Annotated in this window: 20 protein-coding genes; 14 read left to right on the top strand and 6 right to left on the bottom strand. The window is 72.0% G+C overall.

The annotated features are described in order from the left end of the window. Positions 1-18: 18 nt before the first annotated feature. The 4 genes from ACFW01_RS00360 (at position 19) to ACFW01_RS00345 (ending at position 6,520) form a co-directional block, all read left to right on the top strand. Positions 19-1,107, top strand: coding sequence for a serine/threonine-protein kinase (locus ACFW01_RS00360; protein WP_384501866.1), 1,089 nt, complete (start codon positions 19-21; stop codon positions 1,105-1,107). 81 nt (positions 1,108-1,188) lie between these two features. Further along, positions 1,189-2,913 carry a protein kinase gene (locus ACFW01_RS00355; protein WP_384501864.1) on the top strand — a complete coding sequence of 575 codons (1,725 nt, stop codon included), beginning with the start codon at positions 1,189-1,191 and terminating at the stop codon, positions 2,911-2,913. Positions 2,914-3,016: 103 nt separating this feature from the next. Next, positions 3,017-4,630: a succinic semialdehyde dehydrogenase gene (locus tag ACFW01_RS00350; RefSeq protein WP_384501862.1), complete on the top strand. Its 1,614-nt coding sequence runs from the start codon at positions 3,017-3,019 to the stop codon at positions 4,628-4,630. A gap of 99 nt (positions 4,631-4,729) precedes the next feature. Next, on the top strand, positions 4,730-6,520 hold the full coding sequence (locus ACFW01_RS00345; RefSeq protein WP_234955324.1) for a GMC oxidoreductase: 1,791 nt from the start codon (positions 4,730-4,732) through the stop codon (positions 6,518-6,520). 570 nt (positions 6,521-7,090) lie between these two features. On the opposite strand, the gene ACFW01_RS00340 is transcribed toward ACFW01_RS00345, so the two are convergent. Further along, the gene (locus ACFW01_RS00340; RefSeq protein WP_234955322.1) at positions 7,091-7,399 is read right to left on the bottom strand and encodes a chorismate mutase; all 309 of its coding nucleotides are present in this window, start codon (positions 7,397-7,399) and stop codon (positions 7,091-7,093) included. Positions 7,400-7,806: 407 nt separating this feature from the next. Here ACFW01_RS00340 and guaA point away from each other — a divergent pair, with 407 nt between their 5' ends. Beyond that, entirely contained in the window at positions 7,807-9,387 is a 1,581-nt protein-coding gene (gene guaA, locus ACFW01_RS00335) for a glutamine-hydrolyzing GMP synthase (protein WP_384501859.1), read from the top strand. A gap of 27 nt (positions 9,388-9,414) precedes the next feature. Here the strand turns inward: guaA and ACFW01_RS00330 are convergent, their stop codons facing one another. Then, positions 9,415-9,912, bottom strand: a complete 498-nt coding sequence (locus ACFW01_RS00330; RefSeq protein ID WP_384501857.1) for a pyridoxamine 5'-phosphate oxidase family protein — start codon at positions 9,910-9,912, stop codon at positions 9,415-9,417. Between the two features lie 126 nt (positions 9,913-10,038). On the opposite strand from ACFW01_RS00330, the gene ACFW01_RS00325 reads away from it, so the two are divergent. From ACFW01_RS00325 to ACFW01_RS00305, 5 genes are all read left to right on the top strand, one after another. Then, complete coding sequence (locus tag ACFW01_RS00325; protein ID WP_234955316.1) at positions 10,039-10,842, top strand: class II aldolase/adducin family protein; 804 nt, start codon at positions 10,039-10,041, stop codon at positions 10,840-10,842. Between the two features lie 259 nt (positions 10,843-11,101). Beyond that, positions 11,102-12,397: a hypothetical protein gene (locus ACFW01_RS00320; protein WP_384501855.1), complete on the top strand. Its 1,296-nt coding sequence runs from the start codon at positions 11,102-11,104 to the stop codon at positions 12,395-12,397. A gap of 488 nt (positions 12,398-12,885) precedes the next feature. Further along, on the top strand, positions 12,886-13,317 hold the full coding sequence (locus tag ACFW01_RS00315) for a hypothetical protein (RefSeq protein WP_384501853.1): 432 nt from the start codon (positions 12,886-12,888) through the stop codon (positions 13,315-13,317). Then, positions 13,314-16,106, top strand: a complete 2,793-nt coding sequence (locus tag ACFW01_RS00310) for an AAA family ATPase (protein ID WP_384501851.1) — start codon at positions 13,314-13,316, stop codon at positions 16,104-16,106. Before ACFW01_RS00315 ends, ACFW01_RS00310 begins: the two co-directional genes overlap by 4 nt. Positions 16,107-16,373: 267 nt before the next feature. Further along, the gene (locus tag ACFW01_RS00305; RefSeq protein WP_234955442.1) at positions 16,374-16,904 is read left to right on the top strand and encodes a DoxX family membrane protein; all 531 of its coding nucleotides are present in this window, start codon (positions 16,374-16,376) and stop codon (positions 16,902-16,904) included. Positions 16,905-16,963: 59 nt separating this feature from the next. Here the strand turns inward: ACFW01_RS00305 and ACFW01_RS00300 are convergent, their stop codons facing one another. Together ACFW01_RS00300 and ACFW01_RS00295 are read right to left on the bottom strand one after the other, a co-directional pair. After that, entirely contained in the window at positions 16,964-17,179 is a 216-nt protein-coding gene (locus ACFW01_RS00300) for a hypothetical protein (RefSeq protein ID WP_234955312.1), read from the bottom strand. Beyond that, positions 17,166-18,605 (bottom strand): PspC domain-containing protein, encoded by a 1,440-nt coding sequence (locus tag ACFW01_RS00295; RefSeq protein ID WP_384501849.1) that lies wholly within the window; start codon positions 18,603-18,605, stop codon positions 17,166-17,168. The genes ACFW01_RS00300 and ACFW01_RS00295 overlap by 14 nt, the downstream gene beginning before the upstream one ends. Positions 18,606-18,785: 180 nt before the next feature. On the opposite strand from ACFW01_RS00295, the gene ACFW01_RS00290 reads away from it, so the two are divergent. Continuing rightward, positions 18,786-20,078 carry a PspC domain-containing protein gene (locus ACFW01_RS00290; RefSeq protein WP_384501847.1) on the top strand — a complete coding sequence of 431 codons (1,293 nt, stop codon included), beginning with the start codon at positions 18,786-18,788 and terminating at the stop codon, positions 20,076-20,078. After that, positions 20,075-20,821 (top strand): LuxR C-terminal-related transcriptional regulator, encoded by a 747-nt coding sequence (locus tag ACFW01_RS00285; RefSeq protein ID WP_384501845.1) that lies wholly within the window; start codon positions 20,075-20,077, stop codon positions 20,819-20,821. The genes ACFW01_RS00290 and ACFW01_RS00285 overlap by 4 nt, the downstream gene beginning before the upstream one ends. Here ACFW01_RS00285 and ACFW01_RS00280 read toward each other — a convergent pair. After that, positions 20,799-21,233 (bottom strand): ATP-binding protein, encoded by a 435-nt coding sequence (locus ACFW01_RS00280; RefSeq protein ID WP_384501843.1) that lies wholly within the window; start codon positions 21,231-21,233, stop codon positions 20,799-20,801. The two genes, ACFW01_RS00285 and ACFW01_RS00280, sit on opposite strands and share 23 nt — an antisense overlap. A 130-nt stretch (positions 21,234-21,363) precedes the next feature. Between ACFW01_RS00280 and ACFW01_RS00275 the strand changes: the two genes are divergently transcribed. Both ACFW01_RS00275 and ACFW01_RS00270 read left to right on the top strand, forming a co-directional pair. After that, the gene (locus tag ACFW01_RS00275; protein ID WP_234955302.1) at positions 21,364-22,182 is read left to right on the top strand and encodes a helix-turn-helix transcriptional regulator; all 819 of its coding nucleotides are present in this window, start codon (positions 21,364-21,366) and stop codon (positions 22,180-22,182) included. Next, entirely contained in the window at positions 22,179-22,439 is a 261-nt protein-coding gene (locus ACFW01_RS00270; RefSeq protein ID WP_384501840.1) for a DUF397 domain-containing protein, read from the top strand. Before ACFW01_RS00275 ends, ACFW01_RS00270 begins: the two co-directional genes overlap by 4 nt. Here ACFW01_RS00270 and ACFW01_RS00265 read toward each other — a convergent pair. Beyond that, entirely contained in the window at positions 22,423-23,475 is a 1,053-nt protein-coding gene (locus ACFW01_RS00265) for an NlpC/P60 family protein (protein ID WP_384501838.1), read from the bottom strand. The genes ACFW01_RS00270 and ACFW01_RS00265 overlap by 17 nt on opposite strands. Positions 23,476-23,511: the final 36 nt, after the last annotated feature.

Genomic DNA, 23,511 nt, shown 5'->3' with positions numbered 1-23,511 from the left:
TGGGGCATCATGGGACGCATGGTGACCGAGGGGGCCGGCGGGCGTGTCATCGCGGGCCGTTACCGGCTCCATGAGCGGCTCGGCAGCGGCGGCATGGGCATCGTGTGGCGGGCCACCGACCAACTGCTCGTCCGCGAGGTGGCCGTGAAGGCGCTGCCGCTGGACGAGACCCTGTCCGCCGCCGAGGCCAGGCGGCGCCGCGAGCGCACCCTGCGCGAGGCCCGCGCGGTCGCGCAGCTGCGGCATCCGCACGTCATCGTCGTGCACGACGTCGTGGAGGACGACGCCCGCGCGTACATGGTCATGGAACTCGTCGACGGCGGCTCGCTCGCGGACCGCGTCGTCGCCCGCGGCCCCGTCGGCCCCCGCGAGGCCGCCCGGATCGGCATCGCCCTGCTCGACGCCCTGCGCACCGCGCACGCGGCCGGCGTCCTGCACCGGGACGTGAAACCGTCCAACGTGCTGATCGCCGAGGACGGCCGGGTCGTCCTCACCGACTTCGGCGTCGCCCAGGTCGCGGGCGCCACCACCCTCACCGAGAGCGGCTCCTTCGTCGGCTCGCCCGAGTACACCGCGCCGGAGCGGATGTCCGGCGCCGGGACCGGACCGGAGTCCGACCTGTGGTCCCTGGGCGTCCTGCTGTGCGCGATCCTCAGCGGCACCTCCCCCTTCCACCGCGACTCGCTCGGCGGCGTCCTGCACGCCGTGGTCACCGAGGAGATCCATCCGCCCGCCCAGACCGGACCGCTCCTCCCCGTCGTCCGGGGCCTCCTGGAACGCGATCCGCGACGGCGGCTGGACGCGGCGGAGGCGGACCGGATGCTGCGCCTCTACCTGAGTACCGGCCGCACTCCCGCGACGGCGGCGGCCCGCGAGGCCCGGCGGATGAAGCGGAGCGTGCTCATGGCGGTGCTGCTGGTCGTCGCGGCGGCCGGCGCGGGCATCTCGGCGGCGGTGCTGCTCGTGGACGGCGACGACGGCGGGGGCGGCGCCCCCACGAGCTCGGCGCCCGCGACACCGACGACGGATCCCGCGTCCCCCTCGGTGTCCCCGTCCGGCGCTCCGTCCGCCCACGAGTCCCCCGCATCACACCTAAAGGGGAGATAAGCGGCAGCGCGCGTCACGGGTCTGTGACCACCGTGCACCCGCGGTGGATACGGGCTTGTCCGGCGCGATATGGATGGACCCATGAGCAGCAACGGGGGACCCCGCAGGGGGTCGGACGAGCCGACGAGTTTTGGCCTGCAACCACCGAACCAGCCCGTCGCCGTGCCGCATCCCGGCAACCCGTACGCGGCACCCACCCAGGTCGTACCGTCGGTCGTACCGTCGCAGCCGGGTTCACCTCCCGCCCAGACTCCGTCCGCCCAGACGCCGTCCGCGCAGCCCCCGGCCGCGCAGGACCCGGGTGCCGGGCGTCTGATCGCGGGCCGCTACCGGCTGCTCGGCAAGCTCGGACACGGCGGCATGGGCACGGTGTGGCGGGCGCAGGACGAGACCGTGGACCGCGAGGTGGCCGTCAAGGAACCCCGCGTACCCGATCACCTGCCCGAGCGGGAACGGGACAACGCCTTCGAACGGATGCGCCGCGAGGCCCGCGCCGCCGCCCGGCTCGACCACCCCGGCGTGGTCAACGTGCACGACGTGGCGGTCGTCGACGGCCAGCCGTGGATCGTGATGGAGCTGGTGCGGGGCCGCTCGCTGGGCGACGCGTTGCAGGAGGGCACGCTGGGCGCCCGCGAGGCCGCCCGCATCGGCCTGGAGGTGCTCGGCGCGCTGGAGGCCGCGCACGCGGCCGGCATCCTGCACCGGGACGTGAAGCCGGACAACGTGCTGCTCGGCCGGCACGACCGGGTCGTCCTCACCGACTTCGGCATCGCCCAGATCGAGGGCGAGACCAGCCTGACCGACACCGGCGGCTTCGTCGGCTCGCCCGAGTACATCGCCCCGGAGCGGGTGCTGGGCCAGCGCCCCGGCCCGGCGAGCGACCTGTGGTCGCTGGGCGTGGTGCTGTACGCGGCGACGGAGGGCGTCTCGCCCTTCCGCCGCAGCAACACCCCCGCCACGCTCCAGTCGGTGCTCAACGCCACCCCCGCGGCGCCCGCCGCCGCGCAGGGCCCGCTGGCCGAGGTGATCACGGCCCTGCTGGACAAGGACCCGGCGCGCCGCCCGGACGCCGCCCGGGTGCGCGGCCTGCTGGACGCCGCCGCCAACCCGCCCGCGCCACCGCCCACCCAGGTCGTGCGCGTCGCCGCGGCGGACGGGCCGTCGGGGCCGGCGTCCCGGTGGAGCGTCCGGCTGGGCCGCAACGCCTGGATCACCCTCGGCGCGGCGGTCGTCGCGGCGGCGGTGGCGTCGTACCTGGTGGTCGCGGACCCCTTCGCGGGGCCGCTGCCCGAGGGCTGGAAGGAGCAGAAGCTCGACGCCAGGCTCGGGATGAGCGTCGGCCTGCCCGCCGAGTTCGTGCGGCAGAAGCGCGAGACCGACTGGGACGGCACCAACGAGAGGTTCACCGATCCCAGCGGCGCGGTCACCGTCTTCGTCGACCGCGACATCAAGGCCGACGACAAGCAGGACCAGATCCCGGACACCGCCATGGCGGGCGCCTGGGCGGACTGGGACACGTTCAAGGACGGCGAGTACTCCTACGACTTCGCCGACGACCCCGCCCCCAGGGGCGAGCCCAGCGAGACCGAGTCCCAGGGCGGCAAGGCCGCCGAGAACACCATCCAGTACACGACAACGGACTCGGAAAGCCCCCGGGAACGCGAGTTCCACATCGTCTACTACCGGGCGGGCAACGGCGACATGTACAAGGTGTGGATCGACTATCCCCGCAAGGGCTACTTCGCCGACGAGGGAAAGGAGATCGCGCGCACGGTCGTCGCCAACTGGACGGTCGCAAAGCCCTGATCAGCGGGTTTGTGCCAGCGATCACTGGCGTCGTGTGAGTACTCGGTGAATCCCCGTTACCGACGGGTACACAAAGGCCCCGCGGCGTCATACCCTGCGGCTCATGACGGACGCGCAGGCCCCGGAACTCACCGGCACGAATCCCCTCGCCCCCTCCCCGGAGGGCGCCCGCACCGCTGCCGACGTGGTCACGCCCGAGCTGGTCGCCCAGCTCACCAAGGGCGTGGCCGGCTCCGGCCGCACCGCCAACCACTCGCCCTTCACCGGCGAGAAGCTCGCCGACCTGCCCGAGTCGACGCCCGAGGACGTGGCCCGCGCCTTCGAGCAGGCCCGCGCCGCCCAGGCCGTGTGGGCGCGCACCCCGCTGCGGCAGCGCGCCGCGGTGCTGCTGCGCTTCCACGACCTGGTCCTGGAGCGCCAGGCCGAGGTCCTCGACCTCATCCAGCTGGAGACCGGCAAGGCCAGGCTGCACGCCCACGAGGAGGTCCAGGCCGTCGCCGTCGCCGCCCGGCACTACGGCCGCAAGGCGCCCGCGTACCTGCGGCCCAAGCGGCACACCGGCGCCGTGCCGACCCTGACGAAGGTCACCGAACTGCGTCACCCGCGCGGCGTCGTCGGCCAGATCGTGCCGTGGAACTACCCGTTCGAGCTGTCCGTCGGCGACGCCCTGCCCGCCCTCGTCGCGGGCAACGCGGTCGTGATGAAGCCGGACACCGAGTCCTGCCTGACCGCGCTGTGGGCCCGTGACCTGCTGATCGAGGCCGGGCTGCCGGCCGACGTCCTCCAGGCCGTCATCGGCGTCGGCCCGGTCATCGGACCCGAGGTCGTCAAGCACGGCGACTACGTGTCCTTCACCGGCTCCACCCGCACCGGCCGCGAGGTCGCGACCGTCGCCGCGGACCGGCTGGTCGGCGTCTCGCTGGAGCTCGGCGGCAAGAACGCCATGCTGGTCCTGGACGACGCCGACATCGAGAAGGCGGCGGCGGGCGCCGTGCGCGCGTGCTTCTCCTCCGCCGGCCAGCTCTGCGTCTCCATCGAGCGGCTCTACGTCCACGAGTCGGTCGCCGACGCCTTCCTCGACCGCTTCGCCGCCCGCACCCGCGCGATGCGGCTGGGCAGCGCCCTGGCGTACGGCGCGGACATGGGGTCGCTGGTCAGCGGCCACCAGCTGGAGACGGTCAAGCGGCACGTGGAGGACGCCGTCGCCAAGGGGGCGCGGATCGTCGCCGGCGGTGTGGCGCGGCCGGACGTCGGCCCGTACTTCTACGAGCCCACGATCCTCGACGGTGTCACGGACGCCATGACCCTGTGCTGCGAGGAGACCTTCGGCCCGGTGGTCTCCGTGTACCGCTTCTCCGACGTGGACGAGGTCGTCGACCGCGCCAACGCCACGCCGTACGGCCTGAACTCGTCGGTCTGGACCAACAATGCCCGCCGCGGCCGCGAGGTCGCCGCCCGCCTGCGCACGGGCACGGTCAACATCAACGAGGGCTACGCCTCCGCCTACGGCAGCGTGCAGTCGCCGATGGGCGGCATGAAGGAGTCCGGACTCGGCCGCCGGCACGGCTCCGAGGGCATCCTCAAGTACACCGAGTCGCAGACCGTCGCCCACCAGCGCCTGCTGCCGATGGCCCCCTCGCTGGGCATGGACGACGAGAAGTACGCGGCCTTCATGAGCCGCAGTCTGCGGCTCATGAAGGCATTCCGGTTCAGGTGACCCACTGAGGGGCGCGGGGCTGTATCGATATGCGGCTCCGCCGCCCGGGCGCGACCGGCCACAGAGCACCCGCACGCGAAACTCGACGAGGAGACCACCGTGCCTCAAGACGCCTACGACTACGACGTCCTGATAGTCGGCTCCGGCTTCGGCGGATCCGTCTCCGCCCTCCGCCTCACGGAGAAGGGCTACGACGTCGGCGTCCTGGAAGCCGGCCGCCGTTTCACCCGGGAGTCGCTCCCCAAGAACTCCTGGGACCTCAAGAACTACCTCTGGGCGCCCAAGCTCGGCATGTTCGGCATCCAGCGCATCCATCTGCTCGGCAATGTCATGGTCCTGGCAGGCGCGGGCGTCGGCGGCGGTTCCCTCAACTACGCCAACACCCTCTACGTGCCGCCGAAGCCGTTCTTCGAGGACCCCCAGTGGCGTGACATCACCGACTGGCACGAGGAGCTGACGCCGTACTACGACCAGGCCCGCCGCATGCTCGGGGTCCGGCTGAACCCGACGATGACCCCGTCCGACGTGCACCTGAAGGCCGCCGCCGAGCGGATGGGCGTCGGCGACAGCTTCCACATGGCGCCGGTCGGCGTGTTCTTCGGCGACGGCGAGGACTCCGACGGCCGGGCGCGGGCGAAGCCGGGGGAGCGGGTGCCCGACCCCTACTTCGGCGGCGCGGGCCCCGACCGCAAGGCCTGCAACGAGTGCGGCGAGTGCATGACGGGCTGCCGGCACGGCGCGAAGAACACCCTCAACGAGAACTACCTGTACCTCGCCGAGAAGGCGGGCGCGGTCGTGCACCCGATGACGACGGTCGTCTCGGTCACCGAGGACTCGCGCGGCGGCTTCGCGATCGCCACCCTCCCCACCGACCGGCAGAAGAAGGACGCGGGCCGCACCTTCACGGCCCGCCGGGTCGTCATCGCCGCGGGCACCTACGGCACCCAGACCCTCCTGCACCGCATGAAGGCGGGCGGTCAGCTCGCCCACATGTCCGACAAGCTCGGCGAGCTGACCCGCACCAACTCCGAGGCCCTGGTCGGTGCCCAGACCGACGACCGCCGCTACCGCAAGGCCACCGGCGAGTCCCGCGCCGACTTCACGCGCGGGGTCGCCATCACGTCCTCGATCCACCCGGACGCCAACACCCACATCGAGCCGGTCCGCTACGGCAAGGGCTCCAACTCGATGGGCGGCCTGTCGATCCTCCAGGTCCCCTACGCCGGGCACACCGCCTCGGGCGCCTCCCGCGTCCTGGGTTTCCTCGGTCACGCGGCCAAGCACCCGCTGCTGGTCCTGCGCTCCCTGTCCAACCGCAAGTGGTCGGAGCGGACCATCATCGGCCTGGTCATGCAGTCGCTGGACAACTCCCTGACCACGCACCTGAAACCGGCGGGCGTCGGCAAGGGCCTGCTCACCGCGCGCCAGGGCCACGGCTCGCCCAACCCCAAGCAGATCAAGGCCGCCACCGAGGGCGCCTCCGCGCTCGCCGCCGAGATCAACGGCTTCGCCGGCTCCAACGTCGGGGAGCTGATGGGCACCCCCCTCACCGCCCACTTCCTCGGCGGCTGCCCGATCGGCGCCTCCCGTGAGACCGGCGTCATCGACCCCTACCACCGGCTCTACGGCCACCCCGGCATCTCGGTCGTGGACGGCGCCGCGGTCTCCGCCAACCTGGGCGTCAACCCGTCCCTGACCATCACGGCGCAGGCCGAGCGGGCGATGTCGTACTGGCCGAACAAGGGCGAGAGCGACCCGCGCCCCGCCCAGGGGACCGCGTACGAGCGGCTGGCGCCGGTCGAGCCCAAGTCGCCGGCGGTCCCGGCGGAGGCCTTCGGCGCGCTGCGTCTGCCGTTCCTGGGGATACCGGCGGTGCCGCCGAAGAAGTAGCGCGAAGGAGGTGAGAGGGACCCGCACCCCCCTCCGAGCGCGGGTCCCTCTCCACACGGGCGCGGCACAGCCGCCGTCCGTGGGATGCCTCGGCCTGTTGGATCGGTGAACCCTGTGAAGGGTTGCCCCGGCTTCACGGAATACTTATGTGGCTTACGTCACGTACACGCCGCGTTCCGTGGACGCCGGGCACGGCGAAGGGCCCCGCGGACTACGGCCGCGGGGCCCTTCCTCAGCCAGCACCGGCGTCAGGGCAGCGCCGGTGCCTCGGAGCGGCGCCGGGGGGTAGCGCCGCTGGTCTTGAAGGCTGTTCCGTCGGCCGGCCCCGGGCGTCCCCGGAGCCGGCCGTTCTCTTGGGTGACCGGGCTGCTGTCCCCTGCCGTCCGGTCACTTGTCTGGAGCGAGGTCCCACGACGTACGGCACGATCCGCACGTCTCATCGCTCCAGCGAGCCACGCGTGGTTCTCTCGGGCCCGCCCCTGGCTGACACGGACACCGGGACAACGAAGCCGCTCGCGCCGCGGTCACGCGCCGTACGGGTGAGACGGCGCCCGAACTCAGATACGAGGCTCAGACCCGCCCCCGGCACAGCTCCAGCACGGTCATCGCGAGCGCCGTGCCCGGCTTGCCCAGCGCCGACCTGTAGTGGTCGAGGACCTCCATCTCGCGGGAGAGGTTCACCCGCCGGCCGCCGGAGGTGATCCGCGCCTCCTGGATGACGGCGGACACCGCCATCCGTTCCTGGATGAGGCCGATGATCCGGTCGTCCAGGGCGTCGATGCGGTCCCGCGCGCCGGTGATCACCTCGGCGGCCTCGGTGGTGCGCGCGCCGGTCTTGTCCGCGGCGGTGACGGACTCGGCTGCTGTGGTGACGGTCATGTCGGTGGCTCCTCGCCGGTGGAAGGCGGTGCCCGGAACCGGCAGGGTCCGCGAACGCCAGGCGCCCCGGACCTTGTCGGCCCGGGGCGCCTGGGAAGTCGCTTGTCAGTTGCTCAAGCAGCACGACCATGGCAGCCGGTGGGCCGGTTGCCATAGGTAAACAGGAAAACCTGGTGCGTGAGCATGGCGCCAGTATGCCCGCGCCGCCGGGCGGTGTCCAAGCCGGTCCGCCCACCGGACCGCCCGCCGGTCCGCCCATCGGGCCGCCCGCCGGTCCGCCCGGCGGTCCGCCCATCGGTCCGTCCACCGGGGGTGCACCGGGCCGCGCACCGGCCGGGACGGGCCACCCGCCCGTCTCGGTAGAATCGGCAGCACAAGACCCCCGCCCGACCGCCGGAAGGCACCCCGTGTCATCAGCGACTCCCGCTGCCGCCGCCCCCGACACCGTCCTGGTCGTCGACTTCGGTGCGCAGTACGCCCAGCTCATCGCCCGTCGTGTCCGCGAGGCGCGGGTCTACAGCGAGATCGTGCCCAGCTCCATGCCGGTCGCGGAGATGCTCGCCAAGAACCCGGCGGCCATCATCCTCTCCGGCGGCCCCTCGTCGGTGTACGAGCCGGGCGCCCCCACCATCGACCGCGGCCTGTTCGAGGCGGGCGTCCCCGTCTTCGGCATGTGCTACGGCTTCCAGCTGATGGCACAGACCCTCGGCGGCACTGTCGACAACTCCGGCGCCCGCGAGTACGGCCGTACCGACCTCTCGGTCTCCAAGCCGTCCTCCACCCTCTTCGAGGGCACCCCCGCCGAGCAGGCCGTGTGGATGTCGCACGGCGACGCCTGCTCCGCCGCCCCCGAGGGCTTCACCGTCACGGGCTCCACGCAGGTCGTCCCGGTCGCCGCCTTCGAGAACGACGAGAAGAAGCTCTACGGCGTCCAGTACCACCCCGAGGTGATGCACTCCACGCACGGGCAGCAGGTGCTGGAGCACTTCCTGTACCGGGGCGCGGGCCTGCGCCCGGACTGGACCACCGGGAACGTCATCGACGAGCAGGTCGCGGCCATCCGCGAGCAGGTCGGCGACAAGCGCGCCATCTGCGGCCTGTCCGGCGGCGTGGACTCCGCCGTCGCCGCCGCCCTCGTCCAGAAGGCCATCGGCACCCAGCTGACCTGCGTCTACGTCGACCACGGCCTCATGCGCCAGGGCGAGACCGAGCAGGTCGAGAAGGACTTCGTCGCCGCCACCGGCGTGCAGCTCAAGGTCGTCGACGCGCAGGAGCGCTTCCTGAAGGCGCTCGCCGGGGTCTCCGACCCCGAGGAGAAGCGGAAGATCATCGGCCGCGAGTTCATCCGCGTCTTCGAGCAGGCGCAGCTGGAGATCATGCGGGAGGACGGCCCCGAGGTCGCCTTCCTCGTGCAGGGCACGCTCTACCCGGACGTGGTCGAGTCCGGCGGAGGCTCCGGCACCGCCAACATCAAGTCCCACCACAACGTGGGCGGGCTCCCGGACGACATCGAGTTCCAGCTGGTCGAGCCGCTGCGCAAGCTGTTCAAGGACGAGGTCCGGATGGTCGGCCAGGAGCTGGGCCTGCCGGAGGAGATCGTCCACCGCCAGCCCTTCCCCGGCCCCGGCCTCGGCATCCGCATCGTCGGCGAGGTCACCGAGGAGCGGCTCGACCTGCTCCGCGCGGCCGACGCCATCGCCCGCGAGGAGCTGACGGCGGCCGGCCTCGACCGCGAGATCTGGCAGTGCCCCGTGGTCCTGCTCGCCGACGTCCGCTCCGTCGGCGTCCAGGGCGACGGCCGCACCTACGGCCACCCGATCGTGCTGCGGCCCGTCTCGTCCGAGGACGCCATGACCGCCGACTGGTCCCGGCTGCCGTACGACGTGCTCTCCAAGATCTCGACCCGGATCACCAACGAGGTCAAGGACGTCAACCGCGTCGTCCTCGACGTGACGTCGAAGCCGCCGGGCACCATCGAGTGGGAGTGAGCGCCGCGGCAGGCGCCGCAGCAGCGGCTACGTGCGTTTGACCGTGCGCACGGGCCGGCCGGGCTGCCAGATCTCGACGACGAGGTACGCGTCGTCCTCGACGTAGGTCCGCACGACCTCCGTCAGCTCGGTACGGAAGAGGTGGAACGGCTCCGGCGGTTCCACCTCTTCCACGTACCGGGCCCGGGCCGCGGCGTCCTCGGCCGCCACCGCCCGGCCGCCGATCCGGACGTCCCCGCCGCCCATGCCGGTGCCGTCCCCCGGGTTCGCCTGCAACGCGAAGCGCGGGTCGCGGCGCAGGTCGAGCGCCTTCACCGACCCCGGCATCATGCCGAGCCACAGCTCGCCGTCCAGGAACCGCACCTCCAGGCCCGTGGTGCGCGGCGAGCCGTCCTTGCGGAGAGTGGCGAGGACATGGTGCGTGTACGCCCCGAACCGCGCCTCGACGGTGGCGGCCAGAGCAGGTTCGGCGGTGACGAAACCGGCCCAGTTCGTGGGTGCGTCGGGTGCCGTGTCTGAGGTCATGGACTCAGTGTGCGGCCGAAACCCGACACCCTGTGTCGAGTATCCCGCCCGGATCTGTCGCACCGGCCGCACCCCCGGTAACTTCCGGCACGTAAGGCAATTCCAGTGCCGGAGGACAGAGGACACATGCACGGGACGCCCGGGGCCACTCCGCCCCCGCCGCTGCCCACCGACAAGCTGCGGTTCGCGATGCCGCCGATGCACGACTCGGTCGAGGACGAACGCCGGCACCGCAAGGAACGGCTCGCGGGCGCGCTGCGCCTCTTCGGCCGGTACGGCTTCGAGGACGGCGTCTCCGGACACATCACCGCCCGCGACCCCGAGTACACCGACTGCTTCTGGGTCAATCCGTTCGGCATGCCCTTCGCCCACATCACCGTGAGCGACCTCGTGCTGGCCAACTCCGACGGCCAGGTGGTGCAGGGCGGCCACCACGTCAACCAGGCCGCCTTCACCGTGCACTCCCAGGTCCACGCCGCCCGCCCGGACGTCGTCGCGGTCGCCCACTGCCACTCGGTGCACGGGCGCGCGCTGTCGGCCCTCGGCGACCTGCTCGACCCGATCACCCAGGAGAGCTGCGCCTTCTACGAGGACCACGCCCTGTACGACTCCTACTCGGGCGTCGCCGTCGACGCCGAGGAGGGGCGGCGCATCGCCCGGATGCTCGGCTCCGGCAAGGCGCTCGTGCTGCGCAACCACGGACTGCTGACGGTGGGCGACTCGGTGGACGCGGCGGCCTGGTGGTTCCTGTCGCTGGAGCGGTCCTGCCAGGTGCAGCTGACGGCCCGGGCGGCGGGGCGGCCGGTGCTGATCGACCACCGTCAGGCGGTGGCGACCCGGGAGCAGCTCGGCGGCGACCTGGTGGCGTGGATCAACTACCAGCCGCTGTGGCAGGAGATCAGTCGGAGCGAGCCGGACCTGTTCGACTGACCCCCTCTCGCGACCGCGTCAAGGCGGTGCCCCGAGCGTCACCCCTGCTGAGCACGAGGGACCGGGGCCGCCCGGCGCGCGGGGGGTCGTGTACGGCACAATTCGCTCTCGTGCCAAGGGACTTAGGGACTCAGGCGCATGGGGCCCTAGGGAACAGGGGGCGCTTTCACGGATGTTCATTCACGGACGTTCATTCATGGTTACTCATCCTCATTCACGGATGTTCTGTCGCAGGGGTGCGGGAAGGCGGGCGTAGGGCGTGGCGGTGCAGGAGGCGAGACGCGGGAGCGGCTCGGACAAGGGCGCGATCGAGGCGGCCCACGACGGCGGCTGCACCTGCGGGGACTGCCCGCACGGCGCCCGGGAGGGGCACCGCCGGGCGGTCGCCGCTTTCCTGCGGCGGCGCGACGAGTTCGCGGCCGGGCAGGGGCTGCCGGCCGCCGTGGCCCACTCGGCCTCCGCCTCCCGCCAGTGGGTGTCCGAGGAACTGACACAGTCCGCCGAACTCGTCGCCCAACGCGGCCGCGCCGAGGGCGACGCCTGGCTCGCCGGTCTGGGCCGGCGCACCGTGGCGGCCGTGTGGGCGGCGGTCGTCCTGCTGCTGCTCGGCCAGTCCCTCACCGCGATCGGCGCCGGCTGGACGGCGGCACGCACGGCCGGACTCGCCGCCGCGCTGGTGGTGGCGGGGGCGCTGACGGCGGCCTCGTGGTTCCACCGGACGCGGGGCGGAGCGCTGGCTCCCGTCATCGGGGAGGACAACCGCCTCTCCACCTCCCGGGCCGTGGCGGCCGCCTGGGTCCTCCTCGTCGCCTACGCCGTGCTGGTGCTGGCCGGACAACTGGCCCTCGCCTCGGGCCACGAGGGGCGGGACACGCTGATCTCCGGTCTCGGACTCGGCCGGGCCACCGGCGCGGTGACCGTGCTCGCGGTGGTGTGCGGCATCGCCGTCCTGGTGCGCCGCGTGGTCGGACTGCGGGTGCTGGGCCAGCGCCTGCAGAAGGTACGGGCGGACCGGCCGCGCGCCTCCGACCTGCTGACGGACGACGCGGGCCGCGGGACCTTCGCCGACATCCAGTACGTGGTGATCAGCGCCGTCGCCCTGGTCTTCGCGGCGGTACGGCTGGCCCGGCGCCCGGAACACCTCCCCGACCTGCCGTGGGGGCTCGCGGTGGTGGTGCTGGTGTCGGCGGCGACCTACGTGGCCGGCAAGTACGCCGAGGGCGGCAGGCCGGTGATCCTCTCCGTGGTCCGGGCACGCGAGGCCGGCGACCTGGACGGGCCGATCCGCACGGGCGACGACATCGAGATCCGCGGCGCCGGATTCGTACCCCCGGGCGCCCAGCGCGCGGACCGCCTGTCCCGCATGGTCGTCCGCATCGGCGCGGTCAACGTCCACGTCCCCCTCGTCCCCGTGACGGGCGGCTTCAGCAACCCCGCGGACGACGTGCTGACCGTCCCCGTACCGGCCGACGTGGAACCGGGCCGGGTCGACGTCCAGGTGGTCACCGGCGCCGGAGCCGAGACCAACCGGTACGCGATCGACGTCACGGATTGAGCCTCCGCCAACTTGAAGTCGCAGGTCAGAGGGCTGGTGTGACCGGTTCTCGGAGTGCTCGTGCTGGTCGTGGGCGGCAGTCCACGGAGAAGATAGCCCGTCAGCGGTTGACTTCGAGGTTCGTCAGGACGAGTAGAGCGCGCAGGAACCGGCCGCCGAGAGCAACCCGGTTACGCCGGTATCGAGCCGTGGCGCTGCCGTCTCGTCGCCGCCGGTACGCCCGTACCGCTTGAGTCGTCGCCCCGGCCCGTACCGTCGCTGCCGTTCCGGCCCGTGCAAGCCTGCGTCCGAGTCGCCCGTGTTCGCGTCGCTCTTGCCGTCCGTGTCGCTCAGCGGGTCCTTCCCTACGCACGTATCGCCCGCGGCACTGTCTCATCCGAGCGGCGGGAGCGGGAACGCCTGTGCTGTGGGGCCTCGTTTGTCCGGGAGTTGGGGCGGGGAGGACGGGGTGGGAAGGGCTGTTCAGGTGCGGGGGAGAGGGTGTGGGGATGCTGACCGAATCGCTGTTGGCGCTGGCCGCGGCGGGCGGGGCCGCTGTCGCGCAGGCCGCCGGTACGGAGGCGTGGGGGACCGTGAGCGAAGGCGTGGCCCGCATGTTCCGGAGGCGTTCGGGGCGTGGCGGTGAGGACGAGGTGCAGCGCGACCTGGAGCGGACAGCGCTGGTCCGGGCGGCGGACGATGCGGAGGGAAGCCGACGTCAGGCGGGCCTGTGGCAGCGGCACTTCACCGCCCTGCTCAGCGATGCCGACGACCAGGTCCGACAGCGGACGGAGACGGAGCTAAGGCGGCTGATCTCCCTGGTTCCGGGGGTGGTGGACCGGTATCAGGTGCTGAACATTCACGGTAATACTTACGACAAGTCGCCCCAGCAGTACGGCAGCCACAACCACCAGCAGATCCACTACGGCTCCGACACGTGAGGCGGGGTTCCGACTCCCCGGACGGTTCCCGCGGACACCGGACAGGCGGCACGAGCCTGACCGGGAACACCTACCGCAACAGCGGCCAGCAGATCGGGGACGGCAACCGCCAGTTCAACATCTGGAATCTGCCCCGGGAGGGCAGGGCCCAGGCGGTGGGGCGGATGCCCGACGTCGGCCGCTGGATCGACCGGGAGGACGAGACCCGACAGGTGCTGGCCCGGCTGGACCCTCGTCGCGGCGCCCTGGGACCGGTGGTCGTCCACGGACCGGCGGGTGTGGGCAAGACCCTGCTGGCCCGGGCGGTGGCGCAGGAGGCGAGGCGGGCCGGGCGCCGCTGGTTCAGCAGCGAGCTGTTCATCGACGTGGACAACCGGCCCGGTGACGTGGGTACGCCGTACGATGCGCTGAGTCGGGCCGTGCGCATGCTGGCGGTGGCCCTGCACCGGTCCGTGCCCGGGGCGGGGACGCTCGACGAGCAGCAGGAGCTGTTCGGCCACTATCTGCTCGACCACGCCGAGCAGCACGGCAAGCCGCTGCTGATCGTCGTGGACGGGGCCACCGCCGCCGAACAGGTCACCCCGTTCCTGCCGCCCGGCGGGACCGGTCGGCTGCTGGTCACCAGCCGCCGCCAGCTGACCGAGCTGCTCGACGAGCACGCAGCGTTCCAACCGCTCGACCGCCTCGCTCCGTCCGACGCCGTCGCGCTCCTGGGATCCGTCGTCGAGCACGCGCTCGGCAGGGACCGGCGGGTCGCCGACGACCCCGAGGCCGCACGAGCGGTGGCCGAGTTGTGCGACCGCCTGCCGTTCGCCCTCATGCGGGTGGCACACCTGCTCGTCACCCGTCCGGGCATGTCCCTCGACGGTCTCCGCGACCGACTCGCCGACTCCTCGGGCCGGCTCGCCGAACTGAGCACGGGGGACCGGAGCGTACGTTCCATCCTGGACGAGTCCTACCGGCTGCTCTCGATGCCTGCGCGGGAGATGCTCCGGCTGCTGCCCCTCCACCCCGGGCCCGACATCGGCGTCCACGCCGCGGCCGCACTCTCGGGGGTCTCGCCGGCCAGGGCCGACGACCGGCTGAGCGAACTGCACGGCCTGCGCATTCTCGAAAGGAGCACCGGCTACGACGGTTATCGCTTCGAATCCCTGGTGCTGCTCCACGCCCAGGAGCTCTGCCAGGAGGTCACCGCCGAAGAGCGGGACGCCGCGTTCACCCGGCTCATGGACCACTACGACGTGACGGTGGAGGCCGCTGTCGCACGGCTGCCTGGTGGCCCGCACCGCTCCCCCCGGCCGTACCCCGCGTTGTATGCGCGTGACCCGGCCCCGCACTCCGCCGCCCGCGCGAACAAGGGCATCAGGACCACCGGCTCCGCGCTCGCCTGGCTGGACGCCGAGCGACCGAATCTGGTGGCCGCCGTGATGCGCTCCCAGGACCACCCGCCCTCGCAGGACCGTGCCGTTTCCCTGGCGTCCTGGCTCACGCCCTACTTCGACCTGCGCAAGCTCTGGTACGACTGGCTGCTCTCCCACGAAGCGGCGGTCCACGCGGCGGAACGTCTCGGCCTCGCGAAGAGCCGTAGTCATCTGCTGAGGGAAATCGGCAGGGCGTACCACCAACAAGGGCTGCTCGACCAGGCGTTGCCCTACTATCGGGAGGCGGTGGACGTGCCCTTCGGGCAGAGCCATCGCGCGGAGGAGACTCTCTCTCTGATGTACCGGGCGCTGAGCGAACTCGACCAGCCCGGGCGACACGGCGACGAGGGCGTCGCCGCGCTGAGACTCGTCGTGCAAGCCTGCGAGCCGCCTGTGAGCGCCCCGCACGCTTGGAAGGCCTGGAGCGGGCTCGCGGCGATCCTCGACAACCTCGGTGTCGTCGAGACCCGACACGGGGACGAGCAGCGGGCCTTCGCCTACCACGAGCGGGCCGTCGAGCTCGGCAGGCGTGCCAGGGACAGGGCCAGCGAGGGCCGGTCGCTCCTCCACGTGGGAAACACCCAGCTGCGGAGCGGCGATGCGTCGGCCGCTCGCGACTCCTACCGGCAGGCGCTCCGTGTGATCCCCGCCGAGGACCTCTTCGGACTGGGGCAGGCCGCGTACAACCTGGGGATCGCCTGGGCCACGTCGGGTGAGGTCCGCCAGACGCGTCACTGGTTGGGAGCCGCCGCCCAGTACTTCTCCGAGGTCCAGCCAGACACGGCGCAGCACCGGGCGCGGGAGCTGGAGCTGCGCGCCCGGGAGGCGCACCGGAGCGTCCGGCGTCTCGTCCGCCGTCGCGCTTCGCTGCGGCGCATCCGGCTGAAGCCGCTGAGCCCGCTGATCGCCCTGCCGCCAGCGGCTGCGCTCCTCATGGAGGACGCCTCCCCGGGCACCCCTGCCAGTCTCGCCGTCGGGCATCTGTTTCCGGACGGCCGCAACGCCTCGCACGGCCTGGTCCCCCTGTCGCCCGCGGACGACGCCGCACTCGCCGCACTTCCAGTCGGCACCGCCGCCGACGCGACCGGCCCCGTCGCCTCCCCGCTGCCCGTCGACGCCGCCGAGGAACAGCCCCCACCTCCTGCACCGCCCAGGGGCATGTACTCCGGCACGGGTGGCGGCCACCCCTCGTCCGCCGCCGCAAGCGACGAAGGCTCTTTCTCCAGCAGCTCCAGCAGCTCCAGCAGCTACGACTCGTCCAGCGACTACAGTTCCTCGTCCGACAGCTACGACTCGTCCAGCGACTATGGCTCCTCGTCCGACAGTGGTGGGAGCAGCACGTCCGGCTACGGCGACGATCCCTATTAGGTCCGGCTCTGTCAGCCGATCTACTCCGCAGACAGCCGCCGACGACCAGCGCGAGTATTTCGAGAGCCGGTCACACCAGACCGCTGACCTGCTTCTTCAGGTTGGCGGAGGCTCATTGATCCCTCGGGCTGACTCCCGACCGGCGGACGCCAACCTGTCGAAACCGACAGCAAGAAACCGGTTGCGGGAGGGTTGAGCGGGGCCTGGGTGTCGTACGTATGGTCTGGTGAGGGGCTCGGCATGCGCGGCGAGAGGCGGCTGGCAGTGATGACGCACGGTATGCGGGGCGATGTGTACTCCTCCCGGCAGAACGGCGGCGACTGGCGGGACAACGCCGCCCGATACGCCCTCCTGCCCCTGCGGATCTTCCTTGGCGTCACCTTCATCTACGCGGGTCTCGACAAGCTCACCGACAGCGCCTTCATGAAGGACTCGGGCGCCGGTTCCATCGGCGACATGATGCGGACCGTCCGGGACTCCTCGGCCATCCCCGCGCTGGTCGACATGGCCCTGAAGAGCCCGTCCGGCTTCGGCTACGCCATCGCCCTGGGCGAACTGGCCGTAGGTATCGGCACCCTGCTCGGACTGCTGACCCGCCTGGCCGCACTCGGCGGCGCCCTGATCTCGCTCAGCCTGTGGCTGACCGTCAGCTGGGCCTCCGATCCGTACTACTACGGCAATGATCTCGCCTACCTCATGGCCTGGACCCCCCTCGTCCTGGCGGGCGCGCCACTCCTCTCCATCGACGCCGCCCTGCGCTCGCGGCGCCGGGACCGGTCGGGGGACGGGTACCGGTAGAGGCCGCCGCGACCGGCCGTACGCCCCGCCCCCGGCGCGGGCCGGTGTCCCTCGGGCCGTTACCCGGGCAGGTCCGCCCGGGTGTCGTCCCGGCGCGCGGAACGGGCCACGACCCCGACCGCTCCCGCGAGGCAGAGCCCGCCCACGACGAGCGGGATGATCACGAACCACGGTGTCTCCCACAGGCCGCCCGCGTCACCGGCGTAGACGACGCCCGCCAGCATCAGGAAGAAGCCCGCCACGAGCCGTCCGGGCTGGAACCTATGACGCAGCACGGGTCACCTCCGCCTGTCCGAGGCCGACCTGGAGATCGAGGTCGAGCGTCCCGCTGTCCTCGTCGCTCATGGTGGGAGCCAGGGTGACCTCCTTGTGCTTGCCCGGAGCCACGTCGACGTCCTTCTCGTTCTCCCCGGGCAGCTGGATGTCGCCGACGCCCACCTCGACGCTGAGCCGCACGGTCACGTCCTGCGGCACGATGACCCGTATTCGGCCCACGCCCACGTCGGCGCGGGTGGTCACCGTCTGCCCGTCGGCCACGTTCAGCCGGGAGAGGTCGAGTGTGCCGTCGCCCGCCCCGACCTCGTACTGCTCGCGCACGTCGGTCACCGCCGTCGGCCTCCAGGTGGTCCGGGTCCACTCGGTGCCGACGTCCTTCGGCACGGCTGCCGACCCGGCGAGCAGGGCGGCCGTGATGATCGCCAGGAAGACGGACCCTGCTCCCGTGCGCCCCAGGAAGGCGCTGACCGCGATACCGAGGCCGAAGACGGCGAGCGCGCAGGCCAGTCCGGTCTGCAGGCTGGTGCCGAGCGGCTGGTCGTCCCAGGTCAGCCGGGTGCCGAGGAAGCCGGCGAGCAGGGCGAGGAGGAACACCCAGCCGCCGATGCCGCGCGGGCCGCGCGGCCGCGGGGACCGGGGGCGCCGTTCACCCGGCGTGCGGCCGCACCGGTGCGGGGCGCCGCGGCCGATGTTGACGGCCGCGGCGATGTCGCGCTCGTCGGAGCCGGGCGGACCCCACAGGTAGCCCGTACCGCCGTCATGGGTGCCGTCCTTGACTATGGGGTCCCGCCACCAGGAGGGCCAGGTGAACATGATCGGGGGCGCCTGCGCCTCCGGCGGGGCGTCCGCGGCGGCCTGCGCGGCTATCGGGTCGGGGGCGGGGGTCCTCCGCTGCCGCGACCAGTACCCGGCGCCCGCGAGGAGGAGGGAGAGGACGACGGCGAAGGTGAGCACTCCGCCGTTGTTGAGCATGGTCAGGAAGACTCCGCAGCCGACCAGGGCGAAGAGCACCGCGGCCAGGGCCTGACCGTCGATCCGGCCGGTGAGCAGCTTGCGTACCTCGTTCTCCTCCTCTTCGTCGGCGGGGACGAAGAGCCAGGCGAAGCCGTAGAAGATGAGGCCGATGCCGCCGGTCGCGGAGAGTACGGCCAGGGTGATGCGGAAGATCACCGGGTCGAGGTCGCACTGCCGGCCGAGGCCGGCGCAGACTCCGGCGATCGTCCGGTGCTGCCGGTCGCGCCGGAAATCCTGCGGCGGCCCGGGAGGGCCGCTGCCCTCGCCGGTGTCGACGCCGCCCGCGCCCGGGCCGGTCGCGGCACCCGTGGCATCCGCGGCGGGCGCGGCATCCTGCGGCCCGGCACCCCGTGGAGGGCGCGGGCCGGAGCCGGGTCCCGGACCCGTCGCGGCGTGCTCGTGATCTGTCATGAGTCCATGGTGACGGGCGCGGCGTCCGGACGGGAGTCGGTTCGACCCTGGTCGGACCCTGATTTCGGCCCTGACGCGGGGCCCGGGGAGTGTTCGAGGCCGCTGCGGCCCGAAGATCAGGGGAGTCTCGGGGGCCGACCCTGATGCTCCGCCTCCCGCACCCGTGTGACCATCAGTGTCATGCCGGAAGCCGCAGCAGCACCCCTCGTCGAACCGCGGCCGCCGCGCAAGCTCTACCGCAGCAGTGACGGACGTTGGCTCGGTGGCGTGGCGCGGGGGCTGGCCGGTCATCTCGGCCTGCCCGTCATCTGGGTGCGGTTCGTCTTCGTCGGTCTGTTCATGGCCGACGGACTGGGCGCGCTGCTGTACGCGGCCTTCTGGTTCTTCGTGCCGCTGGGCGTGGGCGGCGTCGACGCGCAGAAGCCGCCGTCCCTCGTCACCGCCGAGACCGCGCCGGACGGCCGCCGCAGACTCGTCGCCCGCAAGCCTGACAAGGGCCAGATCGTCGCCCTGCTCCTCATGGTCGTCGTCGCCCTGGTCTTCGTGGGCAACGTCGACCTCGGCGGCGGGGCCCGCGTCTACCTCTGGCCGACCGTGCTCGTAGGCGCCGGTGTCGCCCTCGTCTGGCGCCAGGCGGACAACGCGCGCCGGGCCCGCTGGGCCGAGGTGGGCCGCCACCGGCGCACCGTCACCCTGCTGCGCTCGGTGGGCGGCGTCCTGCTGGTGACGGCGGGCGTCACCGGCATCTTCGTCCTCCAGGGCTCCGCCGCCCACCTCGGTTCCGTCCTGCAGGCGGCGCTCGCCGTCCTCGTCGGCATCACGCTCCTCGCCGGTCCCTACCTGGTGCGGATGACGCAGGACCTCTCCGAGGAGCGGCTGATGCGCATCCGCGCGCAGGAGCGGGCCGAGGTCGCCGCCCACGTCCACGACTCGGTGCTGCACACCCTGACCCTGATCCAGCGCAACGCGGAGAACGCGGGGGAGGTGCGCCGCCTCGCCCGCGCCCAGGAGCGCGACCTGCGCTCCTGGCTCTACAAGCCGGAGGGCAACGGAAAGGACGAGGACGACGAGCCCACCACCCTCGCCGAGGCCGTGAAGCGCAATGCCGCGGAGGTCGAGGACAAGCACGGAGTCCCCATCGAGGTCGTGGTCGTGGGCGACTGCCCGCTCGACGACAGAATCGGCGCACAGATGCAGGCCGCGCGCGAGGCGATGGTGAACGCGGCCAAGTACGGTGGCGAGGGCGGCGCCGTACAGGTCTTCGCCGAAGTCGAGGGCAGGACGGTCTTCGTGTCCGTCCGCGATCGCGGTCCCGGCTTCGACCTCGACTCGATACCCGCCGACCGCATGGGAGTCAGAGAATCGATCATCGGCCGCATGGAGCGCAACGGCGGCACGGCGCGACTGCGCGCGGTGCCGGACGGCGGCACGGAGGTCGAACTGGAAATGGAGAGGGCGGAGAAGACGTCATGAGCGACCCGACCGAGGCGAACGGTACGGCGGGAGCGGACGAGGCGGCGGAGCCCGCGCAGCCGGCCGGCGGCACCGCGGGGGAGCGGCGCGTGCGCGTGGTGCTCGTCGACGACCACCGCATGTTCCGTACCGGCGTCCAGGCCGAGATCGGCCAGACCGCGCAGACCGGCGTCGAGGTCGTCGGCGAGGCCGCCGACGTCGACCAGGCCGTCACGGTGATCACCGCGACCCGCCCGGAGGTGGTCCTCCTCGACGTCCACCTCCCGGGCGGCGGTGGCGTCGAGGTCCTGCGCCGCTGCGCGTCCTTGATGAGCGACACCGAGCGTCCCGTCCGCTTCCTCGCCCTCTCCGTCTCGGACGCGGCCGAGGACGTGATCGGCGTGATCCGCGGCGGCGCCCGCGGCTACGTGACCAAGACGATCACCGGCACCGACCTGGTGAACTCGGTCTTCCGCGTCCAGGAGGGCGATGCCGTCTTCTCCCCGCGCCTGGCCGGTTTCGTCCTGGACGCGTTCGCCTCGACCGACGCCCCGCCGGTCGACGAGGACCTGGACCGCCTCACCCAGCGCGAGCGGGAGGTGCTGCGCCTGATCGCCCGGGGCTACGCGTACAAGGAGATCGCCAAGCAGCTGTACATCTCGGTGAAGACGGTCGAGTCCCACGTCTCGGCGGTCCTCCGCAAGCTCCAGCTGTCCAACCGGCATGAGCTGACGCGGTGGGCTACGGCGCGTCGGCTGGTGTGACCCGGACGGTCAGTTCGGCCCAGACCTCCTTGCCGATGCCGCAGCTTCTCCTCGCCGCGCCCCAGTCGTCCGCCAGTGCGGTCACCAGCGAGAGGCCGCGGCCCGACTCGTCGTCCAGGTGAGCCGTGGCCGGAGACGGGAGTGTGTCGTTGGCGTCGGTCACCGTGATGCGGAGGTGCTCTTCCGTGAGTACGCAGCGGGCCCAGATCTGGCGGCCGGCCGGGACTCGGGCGTGGCGGTAGGCGTTCGTCATCAGTTCGCTGAGGAGCAGTTCCGCCGTGTCCGTCACGTCTTGCGGCAGCTCCCACGAGGCCGCCTGTTCGCGGAGCAGGGCGCGGGCCCTGCTCACGCTGCGCGCGTGACGGGGCAGCCGCCATTCGATGTCCTTCGGGGCCGTCGTGGGCAGCGGCATGTGCGGTTCATCCCTTGCGTCGGTGTTTCGCGGTTGGCGAGATCACCGTCCCGGTTCGCGCGTAGCCTCAGGAGTAACGGCCCGGGTACAGCGCGTGGTTGTACCCGGCGTGGTTCCGGCGGAGGTGTGCGTGTCGACCGAGGTGAACTCCCAGCCGCCGATCGCATGGCGGTACTGCGGCAGCCAGATCAAGATGTGGCGTACCGACGCGGGTGTCGGCCGGGAGGCGCTGGCCAAGGAGGCCGGCTACGACTACGAGTACGTCAAGTCCATGGAGAACGGCCGCCGTCGGCCCACACTGCGGCTGTTGCAGATCGCGGATCAGGTGTGCGGGGCGGGTGGGAAGCTGGTTGCTGCGCAGGAGTATTTGAAGCCGGAGCCGTTTCCTGCGCGGTCGCAGGAGTTCATGGCCATCGAGGCGGAGGCCATCAGTTTCGCCTGTTACGAGCCGTTGCTCATTCCGGGACTGTTGCAGACGGAGGCTTACGCGCATGCGCTGATCGGTGACAGTTCGCCGCCATTGGACGACGAGACGGTTGGCGAGCGAGTGGCAGCCAGGCTCCGTAGGGCCGAAGGACTTCGCCGCAAAGTCGGTGTGATGTACGGGTTCGTGATCTACGAGGCCGCATTGCGTACCGAGGTTGGCGGGATCCATGTAATGGGTGAGCAGTTGCGTCATATCTTGGAGGTGGGTGCGCTCCGCAACGTGTCGGTTCAGGTCTTGCCGTTCGGCCGCTGTAGCGGCGTCGCGCTGAACGGCAGCATCGTGCTACTGGAGACACCCGAGCATGAGCACTATGGGTACATCGAGGCACCCGAGGTCAGCGTTCTGCAGAGCAGCCCCGCAAAGGTGAGCGCCCTTACACAAGCCCATGCGATGATCCGCATGCACTGTCTCAGTGTGGAAGAGTCGGCCACGTTCATCAGAAGGGTGGCGGAGGAGCGATGACTGAACGCTTGACCTGGTTCAAGTCGAGCTACAGCGACAGCCAGGGCGGCAACTGCCTCGAAGTAGCCCTCGACTGGCGTAAGTCCAGCTACAGCGACAGCGAGGGCAGTAACTGCCTCGAAGTCGCCCCCTGCCCCCACACCATCCACGTCCGGGACTCCAAGCTCGGCCCCGGCAGCCCCCGGTTTGCCGTTGCCGGAGCCGCCTGGGGTGCCTTCGTCGCGCACGCGCGTACCGGCGCTACGCCACCCGCGTAGCCCCCGCGAACGGCATCTGGTCCACGGGTGCCACCCGGACCGGCGCCGACGGGTTCGGGGCGTGGATCATCTGGCCCTTGCCGACGTAGATGCCGACGTGGCTGATGCCGGAGTAGAAGAAGACCAGGTCGCCGGGGAGGAGTTCGGACCGTGAGACCCGGCGGCCCGTGTCGATCTGGGCGTAGGTCGTGCGGGGCAGGGACACCCCCGCGGCGCGGTACGCGGCCTGGGTGAGGCCCGAGCAGTCGAAGGCGTTCGGGCCGGTCGCGCCCCAGACGTAGGGGCTGCCGAGCTTCTGGTAGGCGTAGGCGACGGCCGCCGCGGCACGGGAGTTGGGGGCCTGGGCCGAGGCAGGCAGGCCGGTCCGGGGCGCCGAGGCGGAGCGGGAGGCCCGGTCGCCGGTGCCGTCGGCGAGGCCGGCGCGTTCCTCGGCCGTCAGCCGGGACAGCAGGCGGCGGGCCGTCTCCAGCTTGCCGGTGACGGTCTCGCGGTGACGCTTCAGTTCGGCCCGGCGTGACGTCAGCGAGGTCAGCTCGACGCGGGCGGCGCCGCGCAGGCGCTCGATGTCCCGCAGCTCCTTGCGCACCCGGCCCACGGCGGCCGTCTGCCGGCTGCCCGCGCGTTCGACGAAGGCGGCGCCGTCGAGATACCGGTCGGGGTCGGCGGAGAGCATGAGCTGCACGGCCGGGTCGAGGCCGCCGCTGCGGTACTGCGCCGCGGCGACCGACCCCAGCGCCTCCCGGGCCGAGTTCAGCCGGTCCTCCTTGCGGGCGGCCTGGTCCCGCAGTTTCTCCAGGCGCTGTTCGGCGGCGTCCGCTTTCTCCTTGGCGCCGTTGTACTTCTCGGTCGCGACCTCCGCCTGCTGGTACAGCTTGTCGACCTCGGCCCTGACCTGGGCCGCCGTCGGCTGCGGGTCGGCGTGACCGGTCCCGCCCAGGCCCGTCGCGGTGGCCGCGCCCGCGAGGGTGATGGTGGCCGCCGTACGGGCCCTGCCGCCGCCCGTCACGCGCTGTCGCGGCCTGCGGTGGGTTCCCACCTGCGATCCACGTCCTTCCGTCTTCCGTACGACTCG

It is taken from the genome of Streptomyces sp. NPDC058985, assembly GCF_042740985.1.
Taxonomy (GTDB): Bacteria; Actinomycetota; Actinomycetes; order Streptomycetales; family Streptomycetaceae; genus Streptomyces.
Note: the sequence above shows the minus strand (reverse complement) of the source record. Positions and strands in the feature narration are given on the sequence as shown.